The sequence below is a fragment of the Inhella inkyongensis genome (assembly GCF_005952805.1).
Taxonomy (GTDB): domain Bacteria; phylum Pseudomonadota; class Gammaproteobacteria; order Burkholderiales; family Burkholderiaceae_C; genus Inhella; species Inhella inkyongensis.
This window is the reverse complement of sequence record NZ_CP040709.1, coordinates 2,836,015-2,860,415: the sequence shown is the minus strand read 5'-3', so window position 1 is coordinate 2,860,415 and position 24,401 is coordinate 2,836,015. Positions and strand designations below refer to the sequence as shown.

Genomic DNA, 24,401 nt, shown 5'->3' with positions numbered 1-24,401 from the left:
GCAGACGCGCATGTCTGCATGGGAAGACGCAATGAACACGATGAGCAAGACGGCGCAAGCTCGCCATGTGGTGGTGGTTGGAACCCAGTGGGGTGACGAGGGCAAGGGCAAGGTGGTGGACTGGATGACCGACCACGCCCAAGGTGTGGTGCGCTTCCAGGGCGGCCACAACGCCGGCCACACGCTGGTGATCAAAGGTATCAAGACTGCCTTGCAGTTGATCCCTTCGGGGGTGATGCGCGATGGCGTGGTCTGCTATATCGGCAACGGCGTGGTGGTGGACCCGGCCCATCTGCTGAGTGAGATTGAGCGCCTGGAAAAGGCGGGCATCGAGGTCCGTTCGCGCCTGCGCATCAGTGAGAACTGCCCCATGATCCTGCCCTTCCATGTGGCCGTGGACAAGGCCCGTGAGGCGCTGCGTGAGACCAGCGGCAGCGGCAAGATCGGCACCACGGGCAAGGGCATCGGCCCGGCCTATGAGGACAAGGTGGCGCGTCGCGCGCTGCGCCTGCAGGATTTGAAGCACCCCGAGCGCTTCGCCAAAAAGCTGCGCGAGCTGATTGAGCTTCACAACACCATGTTGATCGGGCATCTGAAGGCGGAGCCACTGTCCTTTGAGGTGATCTACGAGCAGGCAATGGCACTGGCGCCGCAAATCACGCCGCTGCTGGCTGACGTCGGCTATGCCCTGCATCAGGCTCATCAGCGTGGTGACAACCTGCTGTTCGAGGGCGCGCAGGGCACCCTGCTCGACATCGACCACGGCACCTACCCCTATGTGACCTCCAGCAATTGCGTGGCTGGCAATGCGGCGGCGGGTTCGGGCGTCGGCCCGCAAATGCTGCACTACGTGTTGGGCATCACCAAGGCCTACGCCACCCGCGTGGGCAGCGGCCCCTTCCCCACCGAGTTGGAGTGGGAGAAGGAAGGTACGGTGGGCTACCACCTCTCGACGGTGGGCCAGGAGAAGGGCACCGTCACCGGCCGGGCGCGCCGCTGTGGTTGGCTCGATGCCGCCGCCCTCAAGCGCTCGATGATCATCAATGGCGTGACGGGTCTGTGCCTGACCAAGCTCGATGTGCTGGATGGCCTGGCCGAGGTCAAGATGGCGGTGGGCTATGAATTGAACGGGCAGCGCTTGGATATCCTGCCTTTGGACCCGGATGAGATCGCAGCCTGCCAGCCCATCTATGAGTCCTTCCCGGGTTGGACGGAAACCACCTTTGGCGCCACCGACTGGAATGCTCTGCCCGAAGCGGCGCGCAACTACCTGCGTCGCATCGAGGAAGTGGCCGGCGTGCCCATCGCCATGGTGTCCACCGGCCCGGATCGCGAGCACACCATCGTGTTGCAGCATCCGTACAAGGCCTGAGGCGCGAATCGCCTCAATCGACAGAATCCCTCACTCCATCGCCACCGAAAGGCCAACCATGCTGACCGATGACGGCAAGCACCTCTACGTTTCCTGGGACGAATACCACCTGCTGGTGGAAAAGCTGGCTCTGAAGGTCCATGCCTCGGGCTGGGAATTCGACCAGATCCTGTGCCTGGCACGTGGCGGCCTGCGCCCCGGTGATGTGCTCTCGCGGGTGTTCGACAAGCCGCTGGGCATCATGTCGACCAGTTCCTACCGCGCCGAGGGCGGCACGCTGCAAGGTCGTCTGGACATCGCCAAGTACATCACCATGCCCAAGGGTGAGTTGGCGGGCCGCGTGTTGCTGGTGGACGATCTGGCCGATTCCGGCGTGACGCTGAACGCGGTGGTGGAGCGTCTGCGCGCCACTCCGGCCATCACCGAACTGCGTTCGGCGGTCATCTGGGTGAAGGGTGTGTCGACCTACACGCCGGAGTACTTCGTTGAGAAGCTGGACACCAGCCCCTGGATCCATCAGCCGTTTGAGGAGTACGACACGCTGCGTCCCGAGGCGCTGAAGAAGAAGCTTTCGATCTGAGTTCTTCGGACTCCAAAATGGCCAGTTCAATCGGCTGGCCATTTTTTCGCATCAAAGATGCACGCCGGAAAAGCAAAAGGCCAGCACGCTGTGCTGGCCTTTTTCTGTTTGGTGCCCAGGAGAGGACTCGAACCTCCACGGAGTTACCCGCTAGTACCTGAAACTAGTGCGTCTACCAATTCCGCCACCTGGGCTTCGAAGCTGTCGACCTACGTCTCTGCCCGAAAGACCGCTACTCTATCATCAAATTTTTCGAATCTGCAAGTTTCGAGAAATTCTTTGCTCTGCCCCTCGGCGGCCCAGTCAAAAGACCGAGTTAGCGCGCGAGGATGGAAAGAAAAAAGCCAGCACAATGTGCTGGCTTTTTGAGTGTTGGTGCCCAGGAGAGGACTCGAACCTCCACGGAGTTACCCGCTAGTACCTGAAACTAGTGCGTCTACCAATTCCGCCACCTGGGCTTCGCTACAGGCCTCATTGCTGAGGTACGCTGCAGGAAAGACAAGGACTATATCATCAAAAAAGCCAAACTGACAAGCCCATCGGAATCGAGCGCGGCGCCGGGCTTGCTGCAAGAGGTCTGCGGTCCATTACAGGGGCACCGTGACGGGCATGGTTTCGTGCTCCTGCAGGGCGGCGGTCCGGATCTCTACTTGCCGCCCAATGAGATGCGGGCGGCGCTTCATGGGGATCAGGTACGGGCGCGAGTGGTCCGCATTGACAAGCGCGGGCGGCCCGAAGGTCGGATCCTGGAAATTGTGGAGCGGCGCAAGCGTCCGCTGATCGGCCGCTTGCTGCTGGAGCAGGGGGTTTGGTTGGTCGCGCCGGAAGACAAGCGCATGGGCCAGGACATCCTGATTCCCAAGGGTGCGACGGCACAGGCGCGTCCCGGGCAGGTGGTGGCGGTGGAGCTGACGGAGCCCCCCACGCTGTATGCGCAGCCGGTCGGTCGGATTACCGAGGTGCTCGGTGATATCGACGACCCGGGCTTGGAGATCGAAATTGCGGTGCGCAAGTACGAAGTGCCGCATGTGTTCTCGGCCGAGACCTTGGCTCAAGCCGCAAAGTTGCCGGAAAAGTTGCGAGCGCTCGACCTCAAGGGGCGTGTGGATTTGCGCGATGTCGAGTTGGTCACCATTGATGGTGAGGACGCGCGCGACTTTGACGATGCGGTCTATTGCGAGCCCAGTGGGGAGGGGTGGCGACTGCTGGTGGCCATCGCCGATGTGAGTCACTACGTGCGGATGGGCGAGGCCCTGGATGCCGATGCCTTTGAGCGCGCGACATCGGTGTACTTTCCGCGTCGCGTCATCCCCATGCTGCCGGAGAAGCTCTCCAATGGCCTGTGCTCGCTCAATCCCGATGTCGAGCGGCTGACTCTCGTCTGCGATATGGCGGTGTCTTCAACCGGTGAGACTGAGGCCTACCAGTTCTATCCGGCTGTGATCCGTTCGCATGCCCGGCTGACCTATACCGAAGTGGCTGCGATGTTGGCGAACACGCGTGGCCCGGAAGCTCAGCGCCGTAGCGCCTTGTTGCCGCATCTTTTGCATCTGCATGGTGTCTACAAGGCCTTGTTGGGTGCACGGGGGCGGCGCGGGGCAGTGGATTTCGACACGCCGGAGACGCAGATCGTCTGTGATGAGAACGGCCGCATCGAACGCATCGTTCCGCGCATGCGCAATGAGGCCCATCGCCTCATCGAAGAGGCGATGTTGGCCGCCAATGTCTGTGCGGCCGAGTTCATCGAGCAGGCCGAACATCCGGCGTTGTTCCGGGTTCATGAGGGGCCGACCGAAGAAAAGCGCCAAACCTTGTTGGCCGCTTTGCGCTCCCTGGGTTTGAACATTGACCTGCCGGAAAAACTCAAGCCGGCCGATTTGCAGGCGCTCTCGCAGGCCACCAAGGACCGTCCGGATACCGCGCAGATCCACATGCTCTTGCTGCGCTCTATGCAGCAGGCGCTCTACACGCCCTATAACAACGGCCACTTTGGATTGGCCTATTCGGCCTACACGCACTTCACCAGTCCGATTCGGCGCTATCCGGACTTGTTGGTGCACCGGGTGATCAAGGCTTTGCTGGCTGGCAAGCGCTATTCCCTCGGGGGTGCCACGGGTCGCGGGCGGCAGGCGCAAGAGCAGGCTCTCGGGGCTTGGGAGCAGATCGGTCTGCACTGCAGCGGCAATGAACGACGAGCCGACGAGGCCTCACGCGATGTCGAGGCCTGGCTGAAGTGTCGCTATATGCGCGATCGCCTGGGTGAGGACTATCTGGGCCATGTGACGGCGGTGACGCCCTTTGGTGTCTTTGTGCAGTTGGAGTCCCTGTTCGTGGAGGGCTTGCTGCATGTGACCGAACTGGGAGGTGAGTACTTCCGGCTGGATGAGACGCGCCAGGAGTTGCGTGGCGAGCGGACTGGAATCCGTTACGGAATCGGGGCTCGCTTGCATGTGCAGGTCAGCCGCGTGGATTTGGACGGTCGCCGCATCGAGTTCCGCCTGTTTCAAACGGCTGCAGCCAAAGCCTCTGTGCCCGCCAAGGCGGCGTCCAAACCCGGGCCGCGCGGAAAGGGAGCGCAGCCGGGATCGGCGGTCGAGCAATTGCGGGGTGTAGAGCTTGAGGATCGCGAGTTGAAACAGGCGCGGCGCGAGCGGGCGCAGCGGGCCAAGCCGGCGCGGGCCTCTAGCGTTCCCCTGCGCGGCAAGGGGGCGCGACGCTGAGCGGCTTGGGTCTGGGTGGGATTTAGCGCGTCGTGGGCGCCAGTCGGCAGGCGCGATGCGGGTGGAGCGTGCTCATTGCCTGGATCAGTCGACTGGCAATCAAGGGACCGCCCCCAAGAGGAGCCAAATCAGCGGCAGCTCCGTGCCAAGCGACGGCCAGCACTGCGAGCTCGTGCGGCGCCAGCTTCTTCGACTGAGTCCAGAGGCCGGCCAGCCAGCCGGCGAGCACGTCGCCGGTGCCGGGGCTTGCCAGGGCGGCGTGTCCGGTGCTGTTCAGGCTGGGCACCTGGCCTGGGCTGGCCACCACCGAGCCCGAGCCTTTCAGAATGACTGTGCAGTTCAGTCGGTCGGCCAGCAGTTGGGCGCTGGCCAGGCGATCGGCCTGAAGGCTTGATGTGTCCATGCCGAGCAGGCGGGCGGCCTCCAGTGGGTGAGGGGTGATCACCGTCTCCTGCGCACAGCTGCTGCGCGCTGCGAGTAGCCGCTGCAAGGCACTTGATTGCGCAATTGCGTTGAGCGCGCCTGCGTCCAGCACAAGCTGCTTGGCCTGGTGCAGGACGTTTGCCAGTCGTTCTTCTTGGGCTTCGCTCCAGCCACAGCCGGCCACAAAGACGTTGTGCAACCAGGGCAGCTCTGCGGGCGCAGCCATCAGCTCGACCGCGTTCAGGGCAGCAAGTCCTTGCACATAGACACGGCCAGCCCCTGCCTCCAGGGCTGCCTGAGCAGCAAGCTGTGCGGCGCCGGGCATTGCGCCTGCCAGGATGCAGACATCACCTTGTGTGCCTTTGTGACCCGCATGTGGCCAGCGGCCGCGCGCACCCTGTTCGGGCCACGGCGTCAGCGCCTCGGCGCCCCGTAGCCAGGCGGCTGGGGGGTGTGCCCAAGGTGGCTCCGTGCCGTCCGTTAGGCCATCCAGCCAAACCGTTCCGCCCAACTGCCGTCCGGCGCCGGTAAAAAGACCCGGTGAAAGGGCTAAAAAGCTCAGCGTGTGATCACAGGGTGCCGCGCCCCAATCGGCGCCGGTGTTGGCGTCAAGGCCGCTGGGCAGGTCCAGCGCCAGGCGCAACCCGCTGTGCTGGGCCAGCAGCGCTGCCGCCTTCTGGAACTCGCCTTGAAGAGGGCGGCGCAGGCCCAGCCCCAGCATGGCATCGATGACCAGATCCGCTCGCGGGGCAATCTGAAGATCGAGGCTGCACGCTATGCCACAGCCTTGCGCTTGTGCTAGTGCATGGCGATTGGCTTCGGTGCGTGGGCTCCCGCCGATGAGGTGAACGCTGACCTGGAGCCCTTGCTGATGAAGATGCCGGGCGGCGATCAGTCCATCACCTCCGTTGTTGCCTGGGCCACACAGCAGTGCGACATGGCGTGCTCCGGGTGCCAGTGCGCGGGCCAGCCGCGCGGCGCCCCAGCCAGCGCGTTCCATCAGAGGTGGGGCCCCCGGCCGGCCCATGGCCAGCTCCCGCTCGCGCAACTGCTGCTCGCAGCGCAAGGCGAGGGGCTCATTGAGGGGTAGGACCCGGTGGGGCTCAGAATTCATCGAAACCCGCTATACTCCTTGGGTTTTGCGCAATGGCCCAGCGCTTTGTGCAAATCAAATTACTTCAACCTAGTGGTAGCGCGGCGTGAAGGCGAAGCCTTCAAGCTGCGAGCGTTCAATCGCGAGCCAGGCCCCGAATGGTGCCATCGCAAGATGGTCAGGCCCGGCTTCAGACCCAACCTTCGGAGAGACTCATGTCCGTCACTATGCGTGAAATGCTGGAAGCCGGCGTCCACTTTGGACACCAGACCCGCTTCTGGAACCCCAAGATGGCCCCCTTCATCTACGGCCATCGCAACAAGATTCACATCATCAACCTGGAAAAGAGCCTGCCGGCCTTCCAGGAAGCCCTGAAGTTCGTGCGCCAGTTGTCGGCCAAGCGCGGCAACATCCTGTTCGTCGGCACCAAGCGCCAGGCCCGTGACATCGTCGCCATGGAAGCCCAGCGCGCCGGCATGCCCTTCGTCGAGCAGCGTTGGCTCGGCGGCATGCTGACCAACTTCAAGACCGTCAAGGGTTCGCTGAAAAAGCTCAAGGACATGCAGGCCAGCAAGGATGCCGGTACTGAGCCGAAGATCAAGAAAGAAGCCTTGATGTTCGATCGTGATATCGCCAAGCTGGAAAAGAACATCGGCGGCATTCAGGACATGGGTGGTCTGCCCGACGCCCTGTTCGTGATCGACGTCGGCTACCACAAGATCGCCGTGGCGGAAGCCAAGAAGCTGGGCATCCCCGTGATCGCCGTGGTGGACACCAACCACTCGCCCGAGGGCATCGACTACGTGATCCCTGGCAACGACGACTCGGCCAAGGCCATCATGCTGTACGCCAAGGCCATGGCTGACGCCGTGCTCGAAGGCCGTGCCAACGCCACCCAAGAACTGGCCGCTGCCGTGGCCAGCGGTGACGAGTTCGTCGAGGTCAGCGAAGGCGCTTAAGCCTTTCCCCTCACACGATTCAAAGGGGGCTATAGGCCCCCTTTTTCCAAGCAAATCCCCTGGAGAGAATGATGGCTGCTATCACCGCAAGCATGGTCGCCGAGCTGCGCGCCCGCACCGACGCCCCGATGATGGAATGCAAGAAGGCCTTGACCGAGGCCGAGGGTGACCTGGCCCGTGCGGAAGAGATCCTGCGCGTCAAGCTGGGCAACAAGGCAGGCAAGGCCGCCTCGCGCGTGACCGCCGAAGGCGTGATCGCCGCCGCTGTGAAGGGCGACGTCGGTGCGCTGGTTGAAATCAACTGCGAGACCGACTTCGTCAGCAAGAACGACGCGTTCCTGGCCTTCACCAATGCCCTGGCGAACCTGATCGTCGACAGCAACCCTGCCGATGTGGCCGCCCTGTCGGCGCTGCCGCTGAGCCAGGAGGGCTTCGGCCCCACGGTGGAAGATGTGCGCAAGGGTCTGATCGGCAAGATCGGCGAGAACATGACCATTCGCCGCTTCCAGCGTTATGCCGCTGGCGGCAAGCTGGCCCATTACCTGCACGGCACCCGCATCGGTGTGATGGTCTCCTTCGACGGCGATGAGGTTGCCGCCAAGGATGTCGCCATGCATGTGGCCGCGATGAAGCCCGTGGCCCTGTCGTCGGCCGATGTGCCGGCCGAGCTGATCGAGAAAGAGCGCAAGATCGCCGCCGAAAAGGCTGCTGAGTCGGGCAAGGCGGCAGAGTTCCAGACCAAGATGGTCGACGGTGCGGTGGCCAAGTACCTGAAGGAAATCAGTCTGCTGGACCAAGTTTTCGTCAAGGCTCCTGATGGCAAGCAGTCGGTTGCCGCGATGCTCAAGGACAAGAGCACCGCTGTGAAGGCCTTCACTCTGTACGTGGTGGGCGAAGGCATTGAGAAGAAGGTGGACGACTTCGCCGCCGAAGTGGCCGCCCAAGTGGCCGCCGCCAAGGGCCAGTAAGTCGTTCTGACCCCGCAATAAAAGGGCGCCTCCGGGCGCCCTTTACACTGGTAAAAGCCCTCACTCAAAGACCTGCCCATGCCCGCTCATAAACGCATCCTGCTCAAGCTCTCTGGTGAAGCCCTGATGGGCGACGACGCCTTTGGCATCAATCGCGCAACCATCGTGCGCATCGTGCGCGAGATCCAGGAAGTCACGCAGCTGGGTGTGGAAGTGGCCGTGGTGATTGGCGGCGGCAACATCTTTCGCGGCGTCGCCGGCGGGTCGGTCGGCATGGACCGCGCAACGGCCGACTACATGGGCATGCTGGCCACCGTGATGAACGCCCTGGCCCTGGCTGACACCATGCGCCAGGAAGGCATGACGGCGCGCGTCATGTCAGCCATTGGCATTGAGCAGGTGGTCGAGCCCTATGTGCGCCCCAAGGCCCTGCAATACCTGGAAGAGGGCAAGGTGGTGATCTTCGGTGCCGGCACTGGCAACCCTTTCTTCACCACCGATACGGCGGCCGCGCTGCGCGGTGCTGAGATTGGTGCAGAGATCGTGCTCAAGGCCACCAAGGTCGATGGCGTCTACACCGCCGACCCGAAGAAGGACCCGAGCGCCACCCGTTATTCGCGCCTGAGCTTTGACGAAGCCATCACCAAGAATCTGCAGGTGCTGGACGCGACCGCCTTCGCGCTGTGCCGTGACCAAAAGCTTCCGATTCGCGTCTTCAGCATTTTCAAGCCTGGCGCCTTGAAGGCCGTGGTCATGGGCCACGACGAAGGCACCCTGGTTCACGTTTGATTTCCCGACGAACATTCCTATGAGCATCGCTGACATCAAGAAGACGGCCGAGGCCAAGATGGCCAAGTCCATCGAGTCCTTCAAGACCGAGTTGCAAAAGATCCGTACCGGTCGCGCCCATCCCGGCATCCTCGACCAGGTGCATGTGGAGTACTACGGCTCTATGGTGCCCATCAGCCAAGTGGCCAATGTGAGCCTGCTGGATGCCCGCACTATCAGCGTGCAGGTCTGGGAAAAGCCCATGGCGGCCAAGGTCGAAAAGGCCATCCGTGAGTCCGATCTGGGCTTGAATCCCAGTGCTCAAGGTGAACTGATCCGCGTGCCCATGCCGCCGCTGTCGGAAGAGCGTCGTCGTGACCTGGTCAAGGTTACCAAGGGGGCTGGCGAAGACGCCAAGGTAGCGGTGCGCAATGTGCGCCGCGACGCCAACGAGCATGCGAAGCGCCTCCTCAAGGACAAGGCCATCACCGAGGACGAGGAACGTCGCTCGCTGGATGAGCTGCAAAAGCTCACCGACAAGACCGTGGCCGAGATCGACAAGCTGCTCGCGGCCAAGGAAGCCGAGATCCTGGCGGTTTGACGTTCGAGATGACGGATACCCAGGTCGCTCCGCCGCGCCATATCGCCATCGTCATGGATGGCAATGGCCGCTGGGCCAAAAAGCGGTTCTTGCCGCGGTTCTTTGGGCATAAGGCGGGCGTCGACGCCTTGGTCCGTGTTGTTCAGGCCTGCATCGATCGACAGGTCGAACAGCTGACCGTGTTCGCTTTCTCTTCAGAGAACTGGAAGCGGCCTTCGGATGAGGTCAGCGGGCTGATGGGGCTGGTACTGGCTGCCGTCAGCCGGTACTTGGCCCGCATGGGCGCCATGGGCGTCCAGATTCGGATCATCGGAGACCGCGAAGCGGTCCCCGAGAAGCTCCGCAAGGCCTGGAACGAGGCCGAGCAGGCCACTGCGCACAACCAGCGCTTGATCCTGAACGTGGCCTTCAATTACGGCGGGCGGTGGGACATCGTGCAGGCTTGTCGCAAAGCCATCGAGGCGGGCGTGCCGGCGCAGGAATTGAATGAGGCTCGGCTGGGCGAATTCATGGCCATGCGCCACGCCCCTGATCCGGATCTCTTCATCCGCACCGGCGGTGAAGTGCGGATCAGCAATTTCTTGCTTTGGCAGGTCGCTTACACCGAGTTTGTCTTTTCTGATTGCCTCTGGCCCGATTTCTCCGAGGCAGACCTGGACCGCGCGATTGCCGCGTTTCAGGAGCGTGACCGGCGCTTTGGCGGCGTCAAGGCTGCCGGCGCGGTGAGCGCATGCTGAAGCAGCGCGTCATCACCGCTGTGGTGCTGTTGGCGCTGCTGGCGGCGGTGCTGGGCTCTGCACAGGCTTGGCCCTTTGCGCTCTTCGCGGCACTCACGGTCAGCTTGGCGGGCTGGGAGTGGGCGCGGCTCAACGGTTGGCAGCAGGGGCGGGCGATTGCGCTGGGCGCCGTGGTGCTCGGCGTGAATGCGGGTGCTGTCTGGGCGCTGCCCGTCATCCCCCAAGCGTTTTGGCAATTGGTTTTGCCAATTTGGGTAATGGGCGGAGCTTGGGCCTTGCGGGGAGCGGCGCCCGGTTGGTCGCGTTTGCCGCAGTCGCTTCGCCTGGTTGTCGGGCCTTTGCTGCTGTTGCCGGCCGGGTTGGCCTTGGTGACTTGGAAGTCCCTGGGACTGAACGCCCTGCTCTCGGTGATGTGCTTGGTATGGGCGGCCGATGTCTTTGCCTATTTCGGGGGGCGGGCCATGGGCCGGCGCAAGCTGGCGCCCGCCATCAGCCCCGGCAAGAGCTGGGAAGGCGTGTGGAGCGGCATGGTGGGCGTTGCCATCGTGGCGGTGTTCTGGAGCCAGTGGATCGACGTCCAGCCCTGGGTCGATGGCCCGAGTCTTTACGGACTTTTGAATCAGCGGCTGGGTTGGCTGGGGGCGGGGCTGGCCCTGCTGGTGCTCACAGCCTTGAGCGTGGTCGGTGACCTGTTCGAGTCCTTGGTCAAGCGGGCCGCAGGTGCCAAAGACAGCAGTCAATTGCTGCCCGGGCATGGCGGTGTGCTGGATCGCATCGATGCGCTCTTGCCGGTTTTGCCTGTGGCACTTGCCCTGATTTGAAGCCCAGCCCGCAGGGGTTCTATGTCTGAAAAATCTTTGACCCGATTGCGGGTCTGCGTACTGGGCTCCACGGGGTCCATCGGCGGCAACACTCTCGACGTGATGGCGCGCCACCCCGAACGGTTCGAGGTGGTCGCGCTTTCCGCCCATAGCCGCGCCGATGTGTTGTTCGAGCAGTGCGTGGCCCATCGGCCGCGCTGGGCTTGCCTGCCCGAAGCCGATGCCGCGCAGGCTCTGCAGGGGAGGCTGCGAGCCGCCGGACTGGCCACCGAAGTGCTGGTAGGCGCCCAGGCGCTGGAGCAATTGGCTGGCCACCCCGAGGTGGATGCGGTGATGGCGGCCATCGTGGGTGCCGCGGGGCTCGGCCCCTGCCTTGCAGCAGCGCGGGCTGGCAAGCGCCTGATGTTGGCCAATAAGGAAGCCCTGGTGGTGGGCGGTGCCTTCTTCATGCAGGCTGTGGAGCAGGGCGGCGCGACCTTGCTGCCGGTGGATTCAGAGCACTCGGCCATCTTCCAGTGCTTGCCAGAGGCGCGTGCGCGCTGGCCCCAGGTCATTGATCACATCGTGCTGACGGCCTCAGGAGGGCCTTTCCGGCAGCGTGATCCGGACAGTCTGCATGCCGTGACGCCCGATGAGGCCTGCGCCCATCCCAACTGGGTGATGGGGCGCAAGATTTCGGTGGACTCCGCCACCATGATGAACAAGGGCCTGGAAGTGATCGAGGCGCGCTGGTTGTTCGCTTTGCCGCCGGACAAGATCCAGGTGCTGATTCACCCGCAAAGCATCATCCATTCAATGGTGGTGTGCCGCGACAACTCCGTGTTGGCCCAACTCGGAACGCCCGATATGCGCGTGCCCATTGCCTACGCACTCTCCTTCCCGGAGCGGGTGGAGTCGGGCGCTGCAGCACTCAATCTGCTCAATGTGCCGGCCCTGCAGTTCGAGGCCCCAGATCTGCGGCGCTTCCCGGCGCTGGACTTGGCTTGGCAGGCTCTGCGGGGCCCCGAAGGCAGCACGGCAGTGTTGAATGCGGCCAATGAGGTGGCGGTCGCCGCCTTCCTGGCTGGCGGCCTGCGCTTCACGGGCATCGCCGCCACGGTGGCGGCCTGCCTGGAGTCTGTGCAGCCCGCTGCCGACGAGGTGGCCAGCGTGGAAGGCCTGCTGGCCCTGGACGCGCGCGCGCGTCGCCAGGCCCAGGCCGTGATCGCCCGGGGCTGAGCAGGCCCTCGGTTATCATGAACCGCACAGTTCTCGAGGGTTGCGCGGGCGCCTTGCTACGAGGCGCTGCGGGTCACCTCAAACCGACCCCCTTGCCTTGAGTGGCCCAAGCCGCTCAACCCTCCTACCGGATCTCACTCTCTTTCCTGCATGGCCGCCTTCGAACGCTCGCGCTCGCGCATTCACTCGTCCCTGCTGACCCTGTTGCTGTGTGGTGCGATCCATGCACCGGCGTGGGCGGTCGAACCCTTCAAGCTGCGCGACATTCGCATCGAAGGCCTGCAACGCACCGACCCCGGCACCATCTTTGCCAGCCTGCCTTTCCGCATTGGCGACACCTATAGCGATGAGAAGGGTGTGGCGGCACTGCGCGCCCTGTTCGCCACCGGTCTGTACAAGGATGTGCGCATCCAGATCGATGGTGATGCGGTGGTCGTCGTCATCGAAGAGCGACCCATCATTGCGAATGTCAGCTTCACGGGCTTGAAGGAGTTCGACAACGAAGCCCTGACCAAGTCGCTCAAGGATGTGGGCATCGGCGAGGGCCGCCCTTTTGACCGTGCCCTGGCCGACCGCGCAGAGCAAGAACTGAAGCGCCAGTACCTGACCAAGAGCTTCTACGGCGCCGAGGTCACCACCACCATCACGCCCATCGAGCGCAACCGTGTCAACGTGGCGTTCTCGGTGGTGGAGGGGCAGCCCGCCAAGATTGCGGAGATTCGCATCCTGGGCACCAAGGCTTTCTCCGAGTCCACGCTGCTGGGCCTGCTGGAGCAGTCGGCAACGGGTTGGTTGAGTTGGTACACCAAGACGGACCGCTATTCGCGCGCCAAGCTCAACGCCGATCTGGAGACCCTGCGTTCGCACTACCAGAACCGGGGCTATCTGGAGTTTGCGGTCGAGTCGACCCAGGTGACGATCTCCCCCGACAAGCAGAGCATCGCCGTGGCAGTCACGGTGAATGAAGGCCAGCCCTACACGGTGGCGGCTGTGAAGCTCGAAGGCGATCTGCTCGGCCAGGAAGAGAATTTCAAGCAGCTGATTGCCATTAAGCCTGGAGAGGCTTATCAGGGCGAGCTGGTGTCGCGCACCACGCGCGCCTTCAGCGACTACTACGGCAGCTTCGGTTATGCCTTCCCGCGCGTGGATGCCCGGCAGGACATCGACCGCGCCACCGGGCAGGTGACCATCACCCTGGCGGCCAGTCCCGAGCGTCGCGCCTATGTGCGGCGCATCCAAGTGGCCGGCAATAACAAGACCCGCGACGAAGTGATTCGCCGCGAGTTCCGCCAGTTCGAAGGGGCCTGGTACGACGGCCAGCGCATCAAAGCCTCGCGCGACCGCGTGGATCGTCTGGGTTACTTCGAGTCGGTCGAAATCGACACCGTGGAAGTGCCCGGCGCCCCCGACCAGGTGGACGTGGTGCTGACCGTCAAGGAGCGCAGCACCGGCAATATCACATTCGGTGCGGGTTACTCCAGCCAGACCAAGGTGACCCTGACGGGTTCTGTGCGTCAGGACAACTTCCTGGGTTCAGGCCGTTCCATGGAGGTGGAACTCAACACCTCGCGCGTCGGCCGCGCCATCGTGCTGGGTTTGGGTGATCCCTATTCGAATGAGGACGGGGTGTCGCGTCGGGTCGACCTGTTCTACCGCACCTCCAAACCGCTGAGCAATCTGGGCGAGGTCTATGAGTTCGCATCCCAAGGCGGGCGGCTGACTTATGGCGTTCCCATTGCTGAGTTCGATACGGTCTTCTTCGGCCTGGGCTATGAGCGCACCAAGATCACCGAGACCGTGGGCGTGCCCAACAACATCTTCCGCTACGCCAGTGAGTTCGGGCGCAGCAGTTCTGCATTGCCCCTGACCATCGGCTGGGCCAATGACAGTCGTGACAACCTGTTGTCCCCCAGTGCCGGTAGCCTCAAACGCGTGAACCTGGAGTTCAGCCCCTTGGGCGATGCGCGCTATGGGCGACTGAATCTGCAGTACCAACGCTTCTTCCCCCTGGGCAATAAGTTCACGCTGCTCGTGAACGGCGAGGTGGGCGCCGGGCAAGGTCTGAGCGGACGTACCTTCCCGGTGTTCAAGACCTTCACCGGCGGTGGCCTGGGTTCGGTGCGGGTGTTCGAGGGCGGCTCGCTGGGCCCGGTCGACAACACGGGCGCGCGCAGCGGCGGCAATTTGAAGATCAACTTCAATACCGAGCTCTACATTCCGGTTCCTGGCGCAGGCAAGGATCGAACCTTCCGCTTGTTCGCCTTCGCCGATGCCGGCAACGTGTGGAATACCGATAGCAAGTACGAACCGGTCAATGTGGATTCCCTGCGTGCTTCGGCCGGTATCGGCCTGTCCTGGATCTCACCGGTCGGTCCCCTGCGCTTGAGCTGGGGCAAGCCCTTGCGCTCCAAACCTATCGATAGAATCGAACGCTTCCAATTCCAGATCGGGACCTCCTTCTGATGATTGCCATGAGCCTGCGTGCATTGACCCTGGCCGCCCTGACGGCCCTGCCTTTGGCCGGTGTCTCGGCGCAAGACCTGAAGATTGGCTTCGTCAACAGCGAGCGCGTGGTGCGCGAGTCCAATCTGGCCAAGTTGGCGCAGGCCAAGCTTGAGGCCGAGTTCGGCCGCCGCGAGAAAGACTTGAAGGACGCTGCGGCCCGATTGCAAGCGGCCGGAGAAAAGTTCGAGAAGGACGCACCTCTGCTGTCCGAGGCGCAGCGCACCAGCCGCCAGCGCGAGTTGGTGGAAACCGAGCGCGATCTGCAGCGCAAGCGCCGCGAGTTCCAGGAAGACGCTCAGGCCCGTCGCAACGAAGAGTTGCAGGTGGTGGTGGAGCGCGCCAACAAGGTCATCAAACAGATCTTCGAGGCCGAGAAGTTCGACCTGATCCTGCAAGATGCCATCCACGCCAGCAACCGTGTGGACATCACCAAGCGCGTGATCGACGCGCTGAACGCGCAGAAGTAATCCGTGACCGCTGGCACGCTTCGGCTGGCCGAGTTGGTCGAGGCGCTCGGCGGCGAATTGGTGGGTGACGGCGCCACGCCCTTGCAGGGTCTGGCCAGCTTGACCTCGGCGGGGCCGGATCACATTGCTTTCGTGACCGGTGCCAAACACGCCGCGGCCATGCGGGCTTGTCGGGCCGGCGCCTTGATCGTGCCGCCCTCCTTGGCGAGCGAGGCTGCGCAGCAGTCGGCGCTGATCGTCACCACGGACCCCTACCTTTACTACGCCCGCCTCAGCCAGTGGTGGCTGGCGCGTCAGCGTGCGCAAGAGCCCGCCACGCGCCATCCCACAGCCTATGTGCACCCCGAGGCCCAGCTGGGCGAGGGTGTGCATCTGGGCGCATTTGCCGTCATCGAGTCGGGTGCGCGAGTCGGTGCGGGCAGCTTCATCGGTGCCCATACCGTGATTGGCGCCCAGGCCAAAGTGGGCGATCGCTGCCGGCTGGCCGCCCATGTGACGGTTGGCGAGCGCTGTGAGCTGGGGGCACGCTGCATCGTGCACAGCGGCAGCGTGATTGGTTCAGACGGCTTTGGCTTTGCGCCGGAGCAGGGGCGCTGGGTCAAGATCGAGCAGCTGGGTCGCGTGCTGATTGGCGATGACGTCGAGATCGGTGCCAACTGCACGATCGACCGGGGCGCCTTGGATGACACCGTCATCGAAGAGGGCGTCAAGCTCGACAACCTGGTTCACATCGCCCACAACGTCTTTGTCGGCGCGCACACGGTGATGGCGGGCTGCGCGGCGGTGGCGGGTAGCACGCGCATTGGCAAGCACTGCACGCTGGCGGGTGACGCCAAGGTGATCGGCCACTTGACGCTGGCTGACGGCGTGCACATCTCTGCCTGCTCGGTGGTCACCAAATCCATTCTCAAGCCCGGCATGTACACCGGCATTTTTCCGCTCGACGAACACAGCTCTTGGGAAAAGAACGCGGTCACCTTGCGCCAGCTCTTCAAGCTGCGTGAGCGCGTTCGCGCCCTGGAGCGGCCCCCAGAAAAGACCTGATATGGACATCCACGAGATCCTCAAGCGCCTGCCGCATCGCTATCCCATCCTGCTGGTGGATCGGGTGCTGTCGGTGGACAAGCAGCGCATTCGCGCCATCAAGAACGTCTCCATCAACGAACCGCAGTTTCTGGGGCACTTCCCCCACCGGCCGGTGATGCCCGGCGTGATGATCCTGGAGTCCATGGCCCAGGCGGCCACCTTACTGGCCCTGCACAGTGCGGACACCGTGTTGGACGACAAGAGCGTGGTTTACTTCGCAGGCATTGATGCCGCGCGCTTCAAGCGCCCGGTGGAGCCGGGTGATCAGATGATCCTGGACGTGGAGTTGACTCGTGCCAAGGCCGGCATCTACAAGTTCACCGGTAAGTGCTTCATCGGCGAGGAACTCGCCGCTGAAGCCGAGCTGATGTGCACCATGCGCCGGATTGGCTGATCCACGCGGACCCACGCCCATGACTCAGATTCACGCCACTGCTCTGGTTGACCCACGCGCCGAACTGGACAGTTCGGTCGTCGTCGGTCCCTACGCGCTGATCGGTCCCGAGGTGCGCATTGGCGCGCGCACGGTCATCGGGTCGCATTGCGTGATCGAGGGCCGCACCACCATCGGCTGCGACAACCGTTTCCATTCGCACAGTTCGATTGGTTGCATGCCGCAGGACATGAGCCATGGCAACGAAGTCACCGAGTTGGTGGTTGGCGACCGCAACACCGTGTTCCAGTACTGCACCTTCAGTACCGGCACGCACAAGGAAGAGGGCATTACCCGCGTCGGCTCTGACAACTGGGTGATGGCCTATGTGCACCTGGCCCACGACGTGGTGCTGGGTGACCACTGCGTGCTGGCCAATGGCGCTACGTTGGCAGGCCATGTGCATGTGGGCGATTGGGCGGTGATTGGCGGGCTGACGGGTGTGCATCAGTTCGTGCACATTGGCGCCCATGCCATGGTGGGTTTCCAAGCCCATGTCTCGCAAGACGTGGCGCCCTACATGACCGTGGATGGCAACCCGCTGTCGGTGCGGGCCGTGAACTTGACCGGCCTGAAGCGCCGTGACTTCACGCCGGCGCGGCTCACTGTGATCCGCCAGATGCACAAGCTGATGTTCCGCCAGTCGCTGACGCTGGAGCAGGCACGCGCCGAGATCGACACCCTGCGGGGTCAGGGGGGCGACGAGGACATCCAGTTGATGCAGGACTTCCTCACCCACTCGAAGCGCGGCTTGGTGCGGTGAGTGGCCTGCAGCGGGTCGGTCTGATTGCCGGCGAAGCCTCCGGCGATCTGATTGGCGCCAGCCTGGTCCAGTCCCTTCAGGGGCGTTGGCCAGGCCTGCAAGCGCAGGGCATCGCCGGCCCCAAGATGCAGGCGCTGGGGGTTGAGGCCTGGTGGCCGTCCGAGCGCCTGTCGGTGTTTGGTTATGCCGATGCGCTCAAGCGCCTGCCCGAGTTGCTGTGGATCCGCCGCCGCGCGGGCTCGCGTTGGTTGAAGGAACGGCCGGACTGCTTCATCGGCATCGATGCCCCTGACTTCAATCTCGGACTTGAGCAGCGATTGCGCGCGGGCGGCATCAAGACCCTGCATTACGTGTGCCCTTCGATCTGGGCCTGGCGGCCCGAACGCATCCACAAGATCCGCGCGGCTGCCAACCATGTGCTCTGTCTCTTCCCCTTCGAGCCCGAGATCCTGCGCCAGGGCGGCGTGCCGGCGACCTTTGTCGGTCATCCGCTGACCAGCCTGCTGCCGCCCGAGCCGCCTCGTCTATCAGCCCGCGCCGCGCTGGGCCTGGCTGAAGGGGCTGCCGTGCTGGCCTTGCTGCCGGGCAGCCGCGCCAGTGAGATCGAGTGGGTTGGCCCCGCCTTTGTGCGCGCAGCGGTCTTGCTGCAGCGCAGACATCCTGGGTTGAAAGTGATGCTGCCCCTGGCGCCGGGGCGGCGCTCCCAGGTGCAGGCGCTTTGCGCCCAGCTGGCGCCGGACCTGGACCTGCAATTGCTGGAGGGCCGCGCGCACGAGGTTCTGGCTGCCGCCGATGTCGCTCTGGTGGCCAGCGGCACCGCCACCTTGGAGGCGGCCTTGCTGCAGTGTCCGCAGGTCATTGGCTATCGGCTCAGCCCGTCCAACTACCGGCGCATGAAGTCCAAGCAGCTGCAGCCCTGGGTCGGTCTGCCCAATATCCTGGCGCGCGACTTTTTGGTGCCCGAATGCCTGCAGGATGACTGTGAGCCCGAAGCGCTGGCCCGTGCTGCGCAGGCCTGGCTGGACGATGCCGCCGCAGCCCAGGCGATGCGGGCGCGCTGCCGCGAGATTTACGATTCTTTGAAGGCCGATACGGCCACCCTGTGTTGTGACGCGATTGCGCAGACCCTGGGCGCCTGAGGGCGACCAACCTTTCACCCCCGACCTGTTCGCCCCCGAGCCGGCGGCCGCGCTGCTGGCCGGCGTGGATGAGGCCGGCCGGGGCCCCTTGGCCGGCCCGGTGGTGGCGGCGGCCGTCATCTTGGACCCCGATCATCCGATCGCGGGTCTGGCCGATTCCAAGGCACTCACCGCCAAGAAGCGCGAGCAGTTGGCCGATGCGATCCGCGCGCACGCGCTGTGCATTTCGGTGGCCGAGGCCAGCGTCGAAGAGATCGATCGTCTCAACATCCTGCAGGCCACGATGCTCGCGATGCAGCGCGCGGTGGCCGGGCTGCGGCTCAAGCCCGGCCTGGTCTGGGTGGATGGCAACCGTGCGCCCCTGCTGGAGCAGCCGGTGCGCACCATTGTGAAGGGTGACGCCACGGTGCCGGCCATTTCGGCGGCCTCCATCCTGGCCAAGGTGCATCGTGACGCCTGGTGTGCGGCCATCCACGCCGAGTATCCCGAGTACGGTTTCGGTGCCCACAAGGGCTACCCCACGGCCGAGCATCTGGCGGCCTTGCGCCTGCATGGGCCTGGGCCTTGGCATCGGCGCAGCTTTGGCCCGGTGCGTGAATTGATCGGAGGGCTGCGATGACCTCGCCCCAAGTGCTGCGCATCGAGTCGGCGGCCAACGCCACGCTGAAAAGCCTCAAGACCCTGGCGCGCGAGAGTGCCGCCTATCGTGAGCAGGGTCAGATCTGGCTGGATGGCGACCACCTGATCCGTGCCGCGCTGGCGCGGGGCTTGGTGCCCAACCAGGTGCTGATCAGCGAGGACGCCATGCACCAAAGCGCCGACTGGCGTGAGCTGGCGCTGCGTGCGCCGCGCGTGCTGGTGGTGCCGACCAAGCTGTTTGAGAGCGTCAGCGGCCTGCCGTCCAGCACGCAGATCGGCGCCACGCTGGCGTGGGCACCGGGCCGGGCGCTATTACCCGATGTCGCCACCGTGGTGTTGGACCGGGTACAGGACGCCGGCAATGTCGGCACCCTGCTGCGTTCGGCGGCGGCCTTGGGCGTGCGCCAGGTGGTGGCGCTCAAGGGCTGTGCGGCTTTGGGGTCGCCCAAGGTGCTGCGGGCAGCCATGGGCGCGCATTTCGGCCTGCATCTGGTGGAGGGGGCCAGCGAGGCCGAACTCGCCGCCTTGCAGGTGCCCCTGTTGGCGACCAGCAGCCATGCGGATGCCGAGTTGCATGCGATGGACTTGCCTCATCCTTGCGCCTGGGTCTTCGGACACGAAGGGCAGGGCGTATCCGCCAGCTTGTTGGCGCGCTGTCAGACCACGGTGTCCATACCGCAGCCTGGCGGAGAAGAGTCCTTGAATGTGGCGGCCGCCGCGGCCATCTGTCTTTACGAAAGCCTGCGCCGGCAACTGAAGGCCTGAGATGACCCTCGACGACGTGCTGCATCCACCCACCGAGCCCTTGCGCAGCGGCCGCCTGCGCGTCAGCCCCTTGCACGAGCTGTATTGGGAGACCTGCGGCAATCCGCAGGGCATCCCGGCCGTGTTCCTGCATGGCGGGCCGGGGGCGGGGATCTCGCCCACCAGCCGGCGCTTTTTTGATGCGTCGCGCTACCACGTGGCCTTGTTCGACCAGCGCGGCGCGGGGCGTTCCACCCCGCTGGGCGAGACGCGCGAGAACGACCTGCCCAGCCTGATCGCCGATATCGAGCGCCTGCGCGAGCTACTGGGCTTTGAGCGCTGGCTGGTGTTCGGCGGCTCCTGGGGGTCCACCCTGGCCCTGGCCTATGCCCAGGCCCATCCTGAGCGCTGTCTGGGCCTGGTCCTGCGCGGCATCTGGCTGGTGTCGCAGGAAGAACTTCATTGGTGGCTCTATGGCATGCGCAACAACTTCCCGCGCGAGTGGGAAGCCTTTGCCGGGCATGTGATGCCTGCAGAGCGCGGCGACCTGTTGGCCGCCTACTGTCGTCGCATGGAAAGCGACGACCCCGCCCTCAACCTGCCGGCCGCGCGGGCCTGGAGCCGCTACGAGGGCAGCTGCATCGCGCTGCGGCCCGATCCGGTCAATGGCGACAACTTTGAGCAAGACGCCGTCGCCCTGGGCATTGGTCGGCTGGAGTCGCACTACTTCAAGCACCAGGCTTTCCTGCGCCCCAATCAGTTGCTGGACGAGATGGCGCGCATCCGCCACCTGCCCGCCTTCATCGTGCATGGGCGCTACGACGTGATCTGCCCGCTGCGCTATGCCTACGCCCTGCACGATGCCTGGCCGGGCAGCGTGCTGCAAGTCATCGACGACGCCGGTCACACTTCCTACGAGCCTGGCATTGCCCAGGCCCTGGTGCAGGCGACCGACCGCTTCGCGCGCAGCGGCCGGTTTGATCAATAAATCAGCCGGTCGGGGCGGATGTCTCTGAGGATGGTCGTCGCGATTTCCTCAATCGACTTGTGCGTGCTGGAGAGCCACGCAATGCCCTCGCGCTTCATCATCGATTCGGCCTCGGCCACTTCGTAGCGGCAGTTGCCGAAGTCGGCGTACTTGCTGCCTGGGCGGCGCTCGTTGCGAATCTGCGAGAGCCGATCCGGATCGATGGTCAGGCCAAAACACTTGGCCTTGTAGACCTTGAGCGCATCGGGCAGTCGGCCGCGCTCGAAGTCCTCGGGGATCAGCGGGTAGTTCGCCGCCTTGATGCCATGCTGCATGGCGAGATACAGCGAGGTCGGCGTCTTGCCCGAGCGCGACACACCCACCAGGATCACATCGGCACTGGCCAGGTTCTTGGCGGATTGGCCGTCGTCGTGTGCGAGCGAGAAGTTGATGGCCTCGATGCGCTCGTGGTACTCCTGGCTCTTGGCGGCGTCGCCAAAGCGGCCCACGCGGTGGTTGCTCTTGAGCTGGAACTCCTCTTCCAGCGGCACGATGAACATGCCGAACATGTCCAGCACCTGGGCCTGGCAGTGTTCGCGTACCACCGCCAACACCTCTTTGTTGACCAGGGTGGCGAATACCACCGCGCGCTGCCCCGTGGCTTCGGCCACGCCATTGATCTCGCGCACCACCTCGTGGGCCTTGTCCACGGTGTCGATGAAGGGGCGGCGCACGTGGCGCGGCTTGATGGCGAACTGCGCCAGGATGGAGTTGCCAAAGGTCTCGGCGGTGATGCCGGTGCCATCTGACAGGAAGTAGACGGTGCGGTCGGTCATTTAGAGCTCGGGTTCGTGATCTTCAGATCGTAGCCCTGCGGGTGATCCCTAGAATGCCCGCCATCTTGTCGGCCGCCCGCTGCGGATTCCCAAGAACAACAACAGCGCTGCAGAGCAGGCGAACCGACCCCAGGTTTTTCACCATCGAGGAGTTGTTCCATGTCTGCACGCTTTGCGCCGACCGCCCGGGTCGTGCCTTTTGAGCATTTGAGAAACGAAGACGTCGAAACCGTGGGTGGCAAGAATGCCAGCCTCGGGGAGATGATTTCGCAGCTGGCCGAGTCCGGCGTGCGGGTGCCGGGCGGTTTTGCCACCACGGCCCATGCCTTTCGCGAGTTCCTGCAGGCCGGTGGCCTGGACCAACGCATCCACGCCAGGCTCGACGCCCTGAACGCCGACGATGTGCGCGCCTTGGCCGAGGCCGGCGCCGAGATCCGTGGCTGGGTGATGGCCCAGGCTTTCCCGGCGGAGTTGGAGGCGGACATCCGTGCCAGCTACGCCGCCCTGGTCGAGGGGCATCCGGGGGCGACCTTCGCGGTGCGCAGTTCGGCCACCGCCGAGGACCTGCCCGATGCCAGCTTTGCCGGCCAGCAGGAAACCTTCCTCAACGTGATCGGCATCGAGGACATCCTGCACAAGGTGCGTGAGGTCTTTGCCTCGCTCTATAACGATCGCGCCATCAGCTACCGCGTGCACAAGGGCTTCACGCACAGCCATGTGGCGCTGTCGGCCGGCATCCAGCGCATGGTGCGCTCGGATCTGGGCAGTTCGGGCGTGATGTTCACCATCGACACCGAGTCCGGCTTCAAGGACGTGGTTTTCATCACCAGCAGCTACGGCTTGGGCGAGACCGTGGTGCAGGGCGCCGTGAACCCGGACGAGTTCTATGTCTTCAAGCCTGCCCTGAACAAGGGCTTGCTACCCATCATCCGCCGCAACCTGGGCAGCAAACTGATCCGCATGGGCTTTGCCAGCGAGGCCGAACGCGCCGAGTCTGGCCGCCTGGTCAAGACCGAGGACACCCCGGTCGAGCTGCGCAACCGCTATTCGCTCACCGACGCCGATGTGATCGAGCTGTCGAAGTACGCGTTGATCATCGAGAAGCACTACGGCCGCGCGATGGACATCGAGTGGGGCAAGGACGGTGTGGACGGTCAGCTCTACATCCTGCAGGCTCGCCCCGAAACGGTGAAGAGCCAGAGCCAGGTCGAGCACCGCTATCGCCTCAAGGCCGGCAAGGACAGCGTGGTCCTCGTGGAAGGACGGGCCATCGGTCAGAAGGTGGGTACGGGCCCGGTGCGCCTGGTGGAAAGCACCGCCGAGATGGAGCGCGTGCAGCCCGGTGATGTGCTGGTCACCGACATGACCGACCCGAACTGGGAGCCGGTGATGAAGCGCGCTTCGGCGATCGTCACCAACCGGGGTGGGCGCACCTGCCACGCGGCCATCATTGCGCGTGAACTGGGTATCCCCGCCGTGGTGGGCTGCCACGATGCGACCGACAAGCTCAAGGATGGCCAACTCGTTACCGTGGCCTGCTCGGAAGGGGACACCGGCTTCGTCTACGAGGGCCTGATCGAGGCCGAGGTCACTGAGGTGCAGCAGCGTGAGCTGCCCTATTGCCCGGTCAAGATCATGATGAATGTGGGCAACCCCCAGCTGGCTTTCAACTTCGCCCAGATGCCCTCGGGTGGCGTGGGTCTGGCGCGGTTGGAGTTCATCATCAACAACAACATCGGCGTCCACCCCAAGGCCATCCTGGACTATCCCGCCATCGATGCCGACCTGAAGAAGGCCGTGGAGAGCGTGGCGCGCGGCCACAGCAGCCCGCGCGCCTTTTATGTGGACAAGCTGGCCGAAGGCGTGGCCACCATCGCCGCTGCCTTCTACCCGCGCCCGGTGATCGTGCGGCTCTCGGATTTCAAGAGCAATGAGTACCGCAAGCTGATCGGCGGTTCGCGCTACGAGCCCGATGAGGAAAACCCGATGCTGGGCTTCCGTGGGGCCAGCCGCTACATCAGCGGCGACTTCTCAGATGCCTTCGCGATGGAGTGCGAGGCCCTGCGCCGGGTTCGCCAGGACATGGGTCTCACCAACGTGGAAATCATGGTGCCCTTTGTGCGGACGGTGAAGCAGGCCGAGCGCGTGGTGGGCATGCTGGCCGAGCGCGGCCTCAAGCGCGGGGTGGATGGCCTGCGCGTCATCATGATGTGCGAGGTGCCCAGCAACGCCATCCTGGCCGATCAGTTTCTCGAGCATTTCGATGGCATGTCCATCGGCTCCAACGACTTGACCCAGCTGACCTTGGGTCTGGACCGCGATTCGGGCCTGGAACAGCTGGCCGGCGACTTTGACGAGCGCGATCCGGCCGTGCGCAGCCTGATCAGCCGCGCCATCAATGCCTGCCGCGCCACCGGCAAGTACATCGGCATCTGCGGCCAAGGCCCCAGCGACCACCCGGACTTCGCCGACTGGCTGGCTGCCGAGGGCATCACCTCGATCTCGCTGAACCCCGACAGCGTGGTCGAGACCTGGACGCGTCTGGCTGGCGCCAAGTAAGTC

Annotated in this window: 22 protein-coding genes and 2 tRNA genes; 20 read left to right on the top strand and 4 right to left on the bottom strand. The window is 64.2% G+C overall.

From position 1 onward, the window contains the following. Nucleotides 1-40: 40 nt before the first annotated feature. Entirely contained in the window at nt 41-1,372 is a 1,332-nt protein-coding gene (locus tag FF090_RS13540) for an adenylosuccinate synthase (RefSeq protein WP_138858396.1), read from the top strand. A 58-nt stretch (nt 1,373-1,430) separates the two neighbouring features. Then, a complete protein-coding gene (locus tag FF090_RS13535; RefSeq protein WP_138857221.1) occupies nt 1,431-1,952 on the top strand; it encodes a phosphoribosyltransferase in 522 nt (173 codons plus the stop codon). Nucleotides 1,953-2,061: 109 nt separating this feature from the next. Here FF090_RS13535 and FF090_RS13530 read toward each other — a convergent pair. Continuing rightward, nucleotides 2,062-2,146, bottom strand: a tRNA-Leu gene (locus tag FF090_RS13530). Between the two features lie 179 nt (nt 2,147-2,325). Beyond that, nucleotides 2,326-2,410: transfer RNA gene (locus tag FF090_RS13525), tRNA-Leu, on the bottom strand. A gap of 108 nt (nt 2,411-2,518) precedes the next feature. On the opposite strand from FF090_RS13525, the gene rnr reads away from it, so the two are divergent. After that, nucleotides 2,519-4,672 carry a ribonuclease R gene (gene rnr, locus FF090_RS13520; RefSeq protein ID WP_246071576.1) on the top strand — a complete coding sequence of 718 codons (2,154 nt, stop codon included), beginning with the start codon at nt 2,519-2,521 and terminating at the stop codon, nt 4,670-4,672. A gap of 22 nt (nt 4,673-4,694) precedes the next feature. On the opposite strand, the gene FF090_RS13515 is transcribed toward rnr, so the two are convergent. Then, complete coding sequence (locus tag FF090_RS13515; RefSeq protein WP_246071422.1) at nt 4,695-6,209, bottom strand: NAD(P)H-hydrate dehydratase; 1,515 nt, start codon at nt 6,207-6,209, stop codon at nt 4,695-4,697. A gap of 194 nt (nt 6,210-6,403) precedes the next feature. Between FF090_RS13515 and rpsB the strand changes: the two genes are divergently transcribed. The 16 genes from rpsB (at nt 6,404) to pip (ending at nt 21,024) form a co-directional block, all read left to right on the top strand. Then, entirely contained in the window at nt 6,404-7,147 is a 744-nt protein-coding gene (gene rpsB / locus FF090_RS13510; RefSeq protein ID WP_138857219.1) for a 30S ribosomal protein S2, read from the top strand. Between the two features lie 71 nt (nt 7,148-7,218). Then, nucleotides 7,219-8,115, top strand: coding sequence for a translation elongation factor Ts (tsf, locus tag FF090_RS13505; RefSeq protein WP_138857218.1), 897 nt, complete (start codon nt 7,219-7,221; stop codon nt 8,113-8,115). Between the two features lie 78 nt (nt 8,116-8,193). Next, nucleotides 8,194-8,904 carry a UMP kinase gene (pyrH, locus tag FF090_RS13500; RefSeq protein ID WP_138857217.1) on the top strand — a complete coding sequence of 237 codons (711 nt, stop codon included), beginning with the start codon at nt 8,194-8,196 and terminating at the stop codon, nt 8,902-8,904. A 19-nt stretch (nt 8,905-8,923) separates the two neighbouring features. Further along, the gene (gene frr, locus FF090_RS13495) at nt 8,924-9,484 is read left to right on the top strand and encodes a ribosome recycling factor (protein ID WP_138857216.1); all 561 of its coding nucleotides are present in this window, start codon (nt 8,924-8,926) and stop codon (nt 9,482-9,484) included. An 8-nt stretch (nt 9,485-9,492) separates the two neighbouring features. Beyond that, the gene (gene uppS / locus FF090_RS13490) at nt 9,493-10,221 is read left to right on the top strand and encodes a polyprenyl diphosphate synthase (RefSeq protein ID WP_138858394.1); all 729 of its coding nucleotides are present in this window, start codon (nt 9,493-9,495) and stop codon (nt 10,219-10,221) included. After that, nucleotides 10,215-11,042, top strand: a complete 828-nt coding sequence (locus FF090_RS13485; protein ID WP_138857215.1) for a phosphatidate cytidylyltransferase — start codon at nt 10,215-10,217, stop codon at nt 11,040-11,042. Before uppS ends, FF090_RS13485 begins: the two co-directional genes overlap by 7 nt. 21 nt (nt 11,043-11,063) lie before the next feature. Then, nucleotides 11,064-12,260 carry a 1-deoxy-D-xylulose-5-phosphate reductoisomerase gene (locus tag FF090_RS13480; protein WP_138857214.1) on the top strand — a complete coding sequence of 399 codons (1,197 nt, stop codon included), beginning with the start codon at nt 11,064-11,066 and terminating at the stop codon, nt 12,258-12,260. A 150-nt stretch (nt 12,261-12,410) separates the two neighbouring features. Then, nucleotides 12,411-14,723 (top strand): outer membrane protein assembly factor BamA, encoded by a 2,313-nt coding sequence (gene bamA / locus FF090_RS13475; protein WP_138857213.1) that lies wholly within the window; start codon nt 12,411-12,413, stop codon nt 14,721-14,723. After that, nucleotides 14,723-15,232: an OmpH/Skp family outer membrane protein gene (locus tag FF090_RS13470; RefSeq protein ID WP_138857212.1), complete on the top strand. Its 510-nt coding sequence runs from the start codon at nt 14,723-14,725 to the stop codon at nt 15,230-15,232. The genes bamA and FF090_RS13470 overlap by 1 nt, the downstream gene beginning before the upstream one ends. Before the next feature lie 3 nt (nt 15,233-15,235). Continuing rightward, nucleotides 15,236-16,276: a UDP-3-O-(3-hydroxymyristoyl)glucosamine N-acyltransferase gene (gene lpxD, locus FF090_RS13465; RefSeq protein ID WP_138857211.1), complete on the top strand. Its 1,041-nt coding sequence runs from the start codon at nt 15,236-15,238 to the stop codon at nt 16,274-16,276. Nucleotide 16,277: 1 nt separating this feature from the next. Then, nucleotides 16,278-16,712, top strand: a complete 435-nt coding sequence (gene fabZ, locus FF090_RS13460; RefSeq protein ID WP_138857210.1) for a 3-hydroxyacyl-ACP dehydratase FabZ — start codon at nt 16,278-16,280, stop codon at nt 16,710-16,712. Between the two features lie 19 nt (nt 16,713-16,731). Next, complete coding sequence (lpxA, locus tag FF090_RS13455; protein WP_138857209.1) at nt 16,732-17,514, top strand: acyl-ACP--UDP-N-acetylglucosamine O-acyltransferase; 783 nt, start codon at nt 16,732-16,734, stop codon at nt 17,512-17,514. Beyond that, nucleotides 17,511-18,653 (top strand): lipid-A-disaccharide synthase, encoded by a 1,143-nt coding sequence (gene lpxB / locus FF090_RS13450; protein WP_246071420.1) that lies wholly within the window; start codon nt 17,511-17,513, stop codon nt 18,651-18,653. Before lpxA ends, lpxB begins: the two co-directional genes overlap by 4 nt. A 25-nt stretch (nt 18,654-18,678) precedes the next feature. Next, complete coding sequence (gene rnhB, locus FF090_RS13445; RefSeq protein WP_138858392.1) at nt 18,679-19,272, top strand: ribonuclease HII; 594 nt, start codon at nt 18,679-18,681, stop codon at nt 19,270-19,272. After that, entirely contained in the window at nt 19,269-20,057 is a 789-nt protein-coding gene (locus FF090_RS13440) for a TrmH family RNA methyltransferase (protein ID WP_138857208.1), read from the top strand. The genes rnhB and FF090_RS13440 overlap by 4 nt, the downstream gene beginning before the upstream one ends. A gap of 1 nt (nt 20,058) precedes the next feature. Further along, nucleotides 20,059-21,024: a prolyl aminopeptidase gene (gene pip, locus FF090_RS13435; protein WP_138857207.1), complete on the top strand. Its 966-nt coding sequence runs from the start codon at nt 20,059-20,061 to the stop codon at nt 21,022-21,024. Here the strand turns inward: pip and ppsR are convergent. Beyond that, complete coding sequence (gene ppsR / locus FF090_RS13430; protein WP_138857206.1) at nt 21,018-21,839, bottom strand: posphoenolpyruvate synthetase regulatory kinase/phosphorylase PpsR; 822 nt, start codon at nt 21,837-21,839, stop codon at nt 21,018-21,020. The two genes, pip and ppsR, sit on opposite strands and share 7 nt — an antisense overlap. Nucleotides 21,840-21,998: 159 nt before the next feature. On the opposite strand from ppsR, the gene ppsA reads away from it, so the two are divergent. After that, a complete protein-coding gene (gene ppsA / locus FF090_RS13425) occupies nt 21,999-24,398 on the top strand; it encodes a phosphoenolpyruvate synthase (RefSeq protein WP_138857205.1) in 2,400 nt (799 codons plus the stop codon). Nucleotides 24,399-24,401 lie beyond the last annotated feature (3 nt).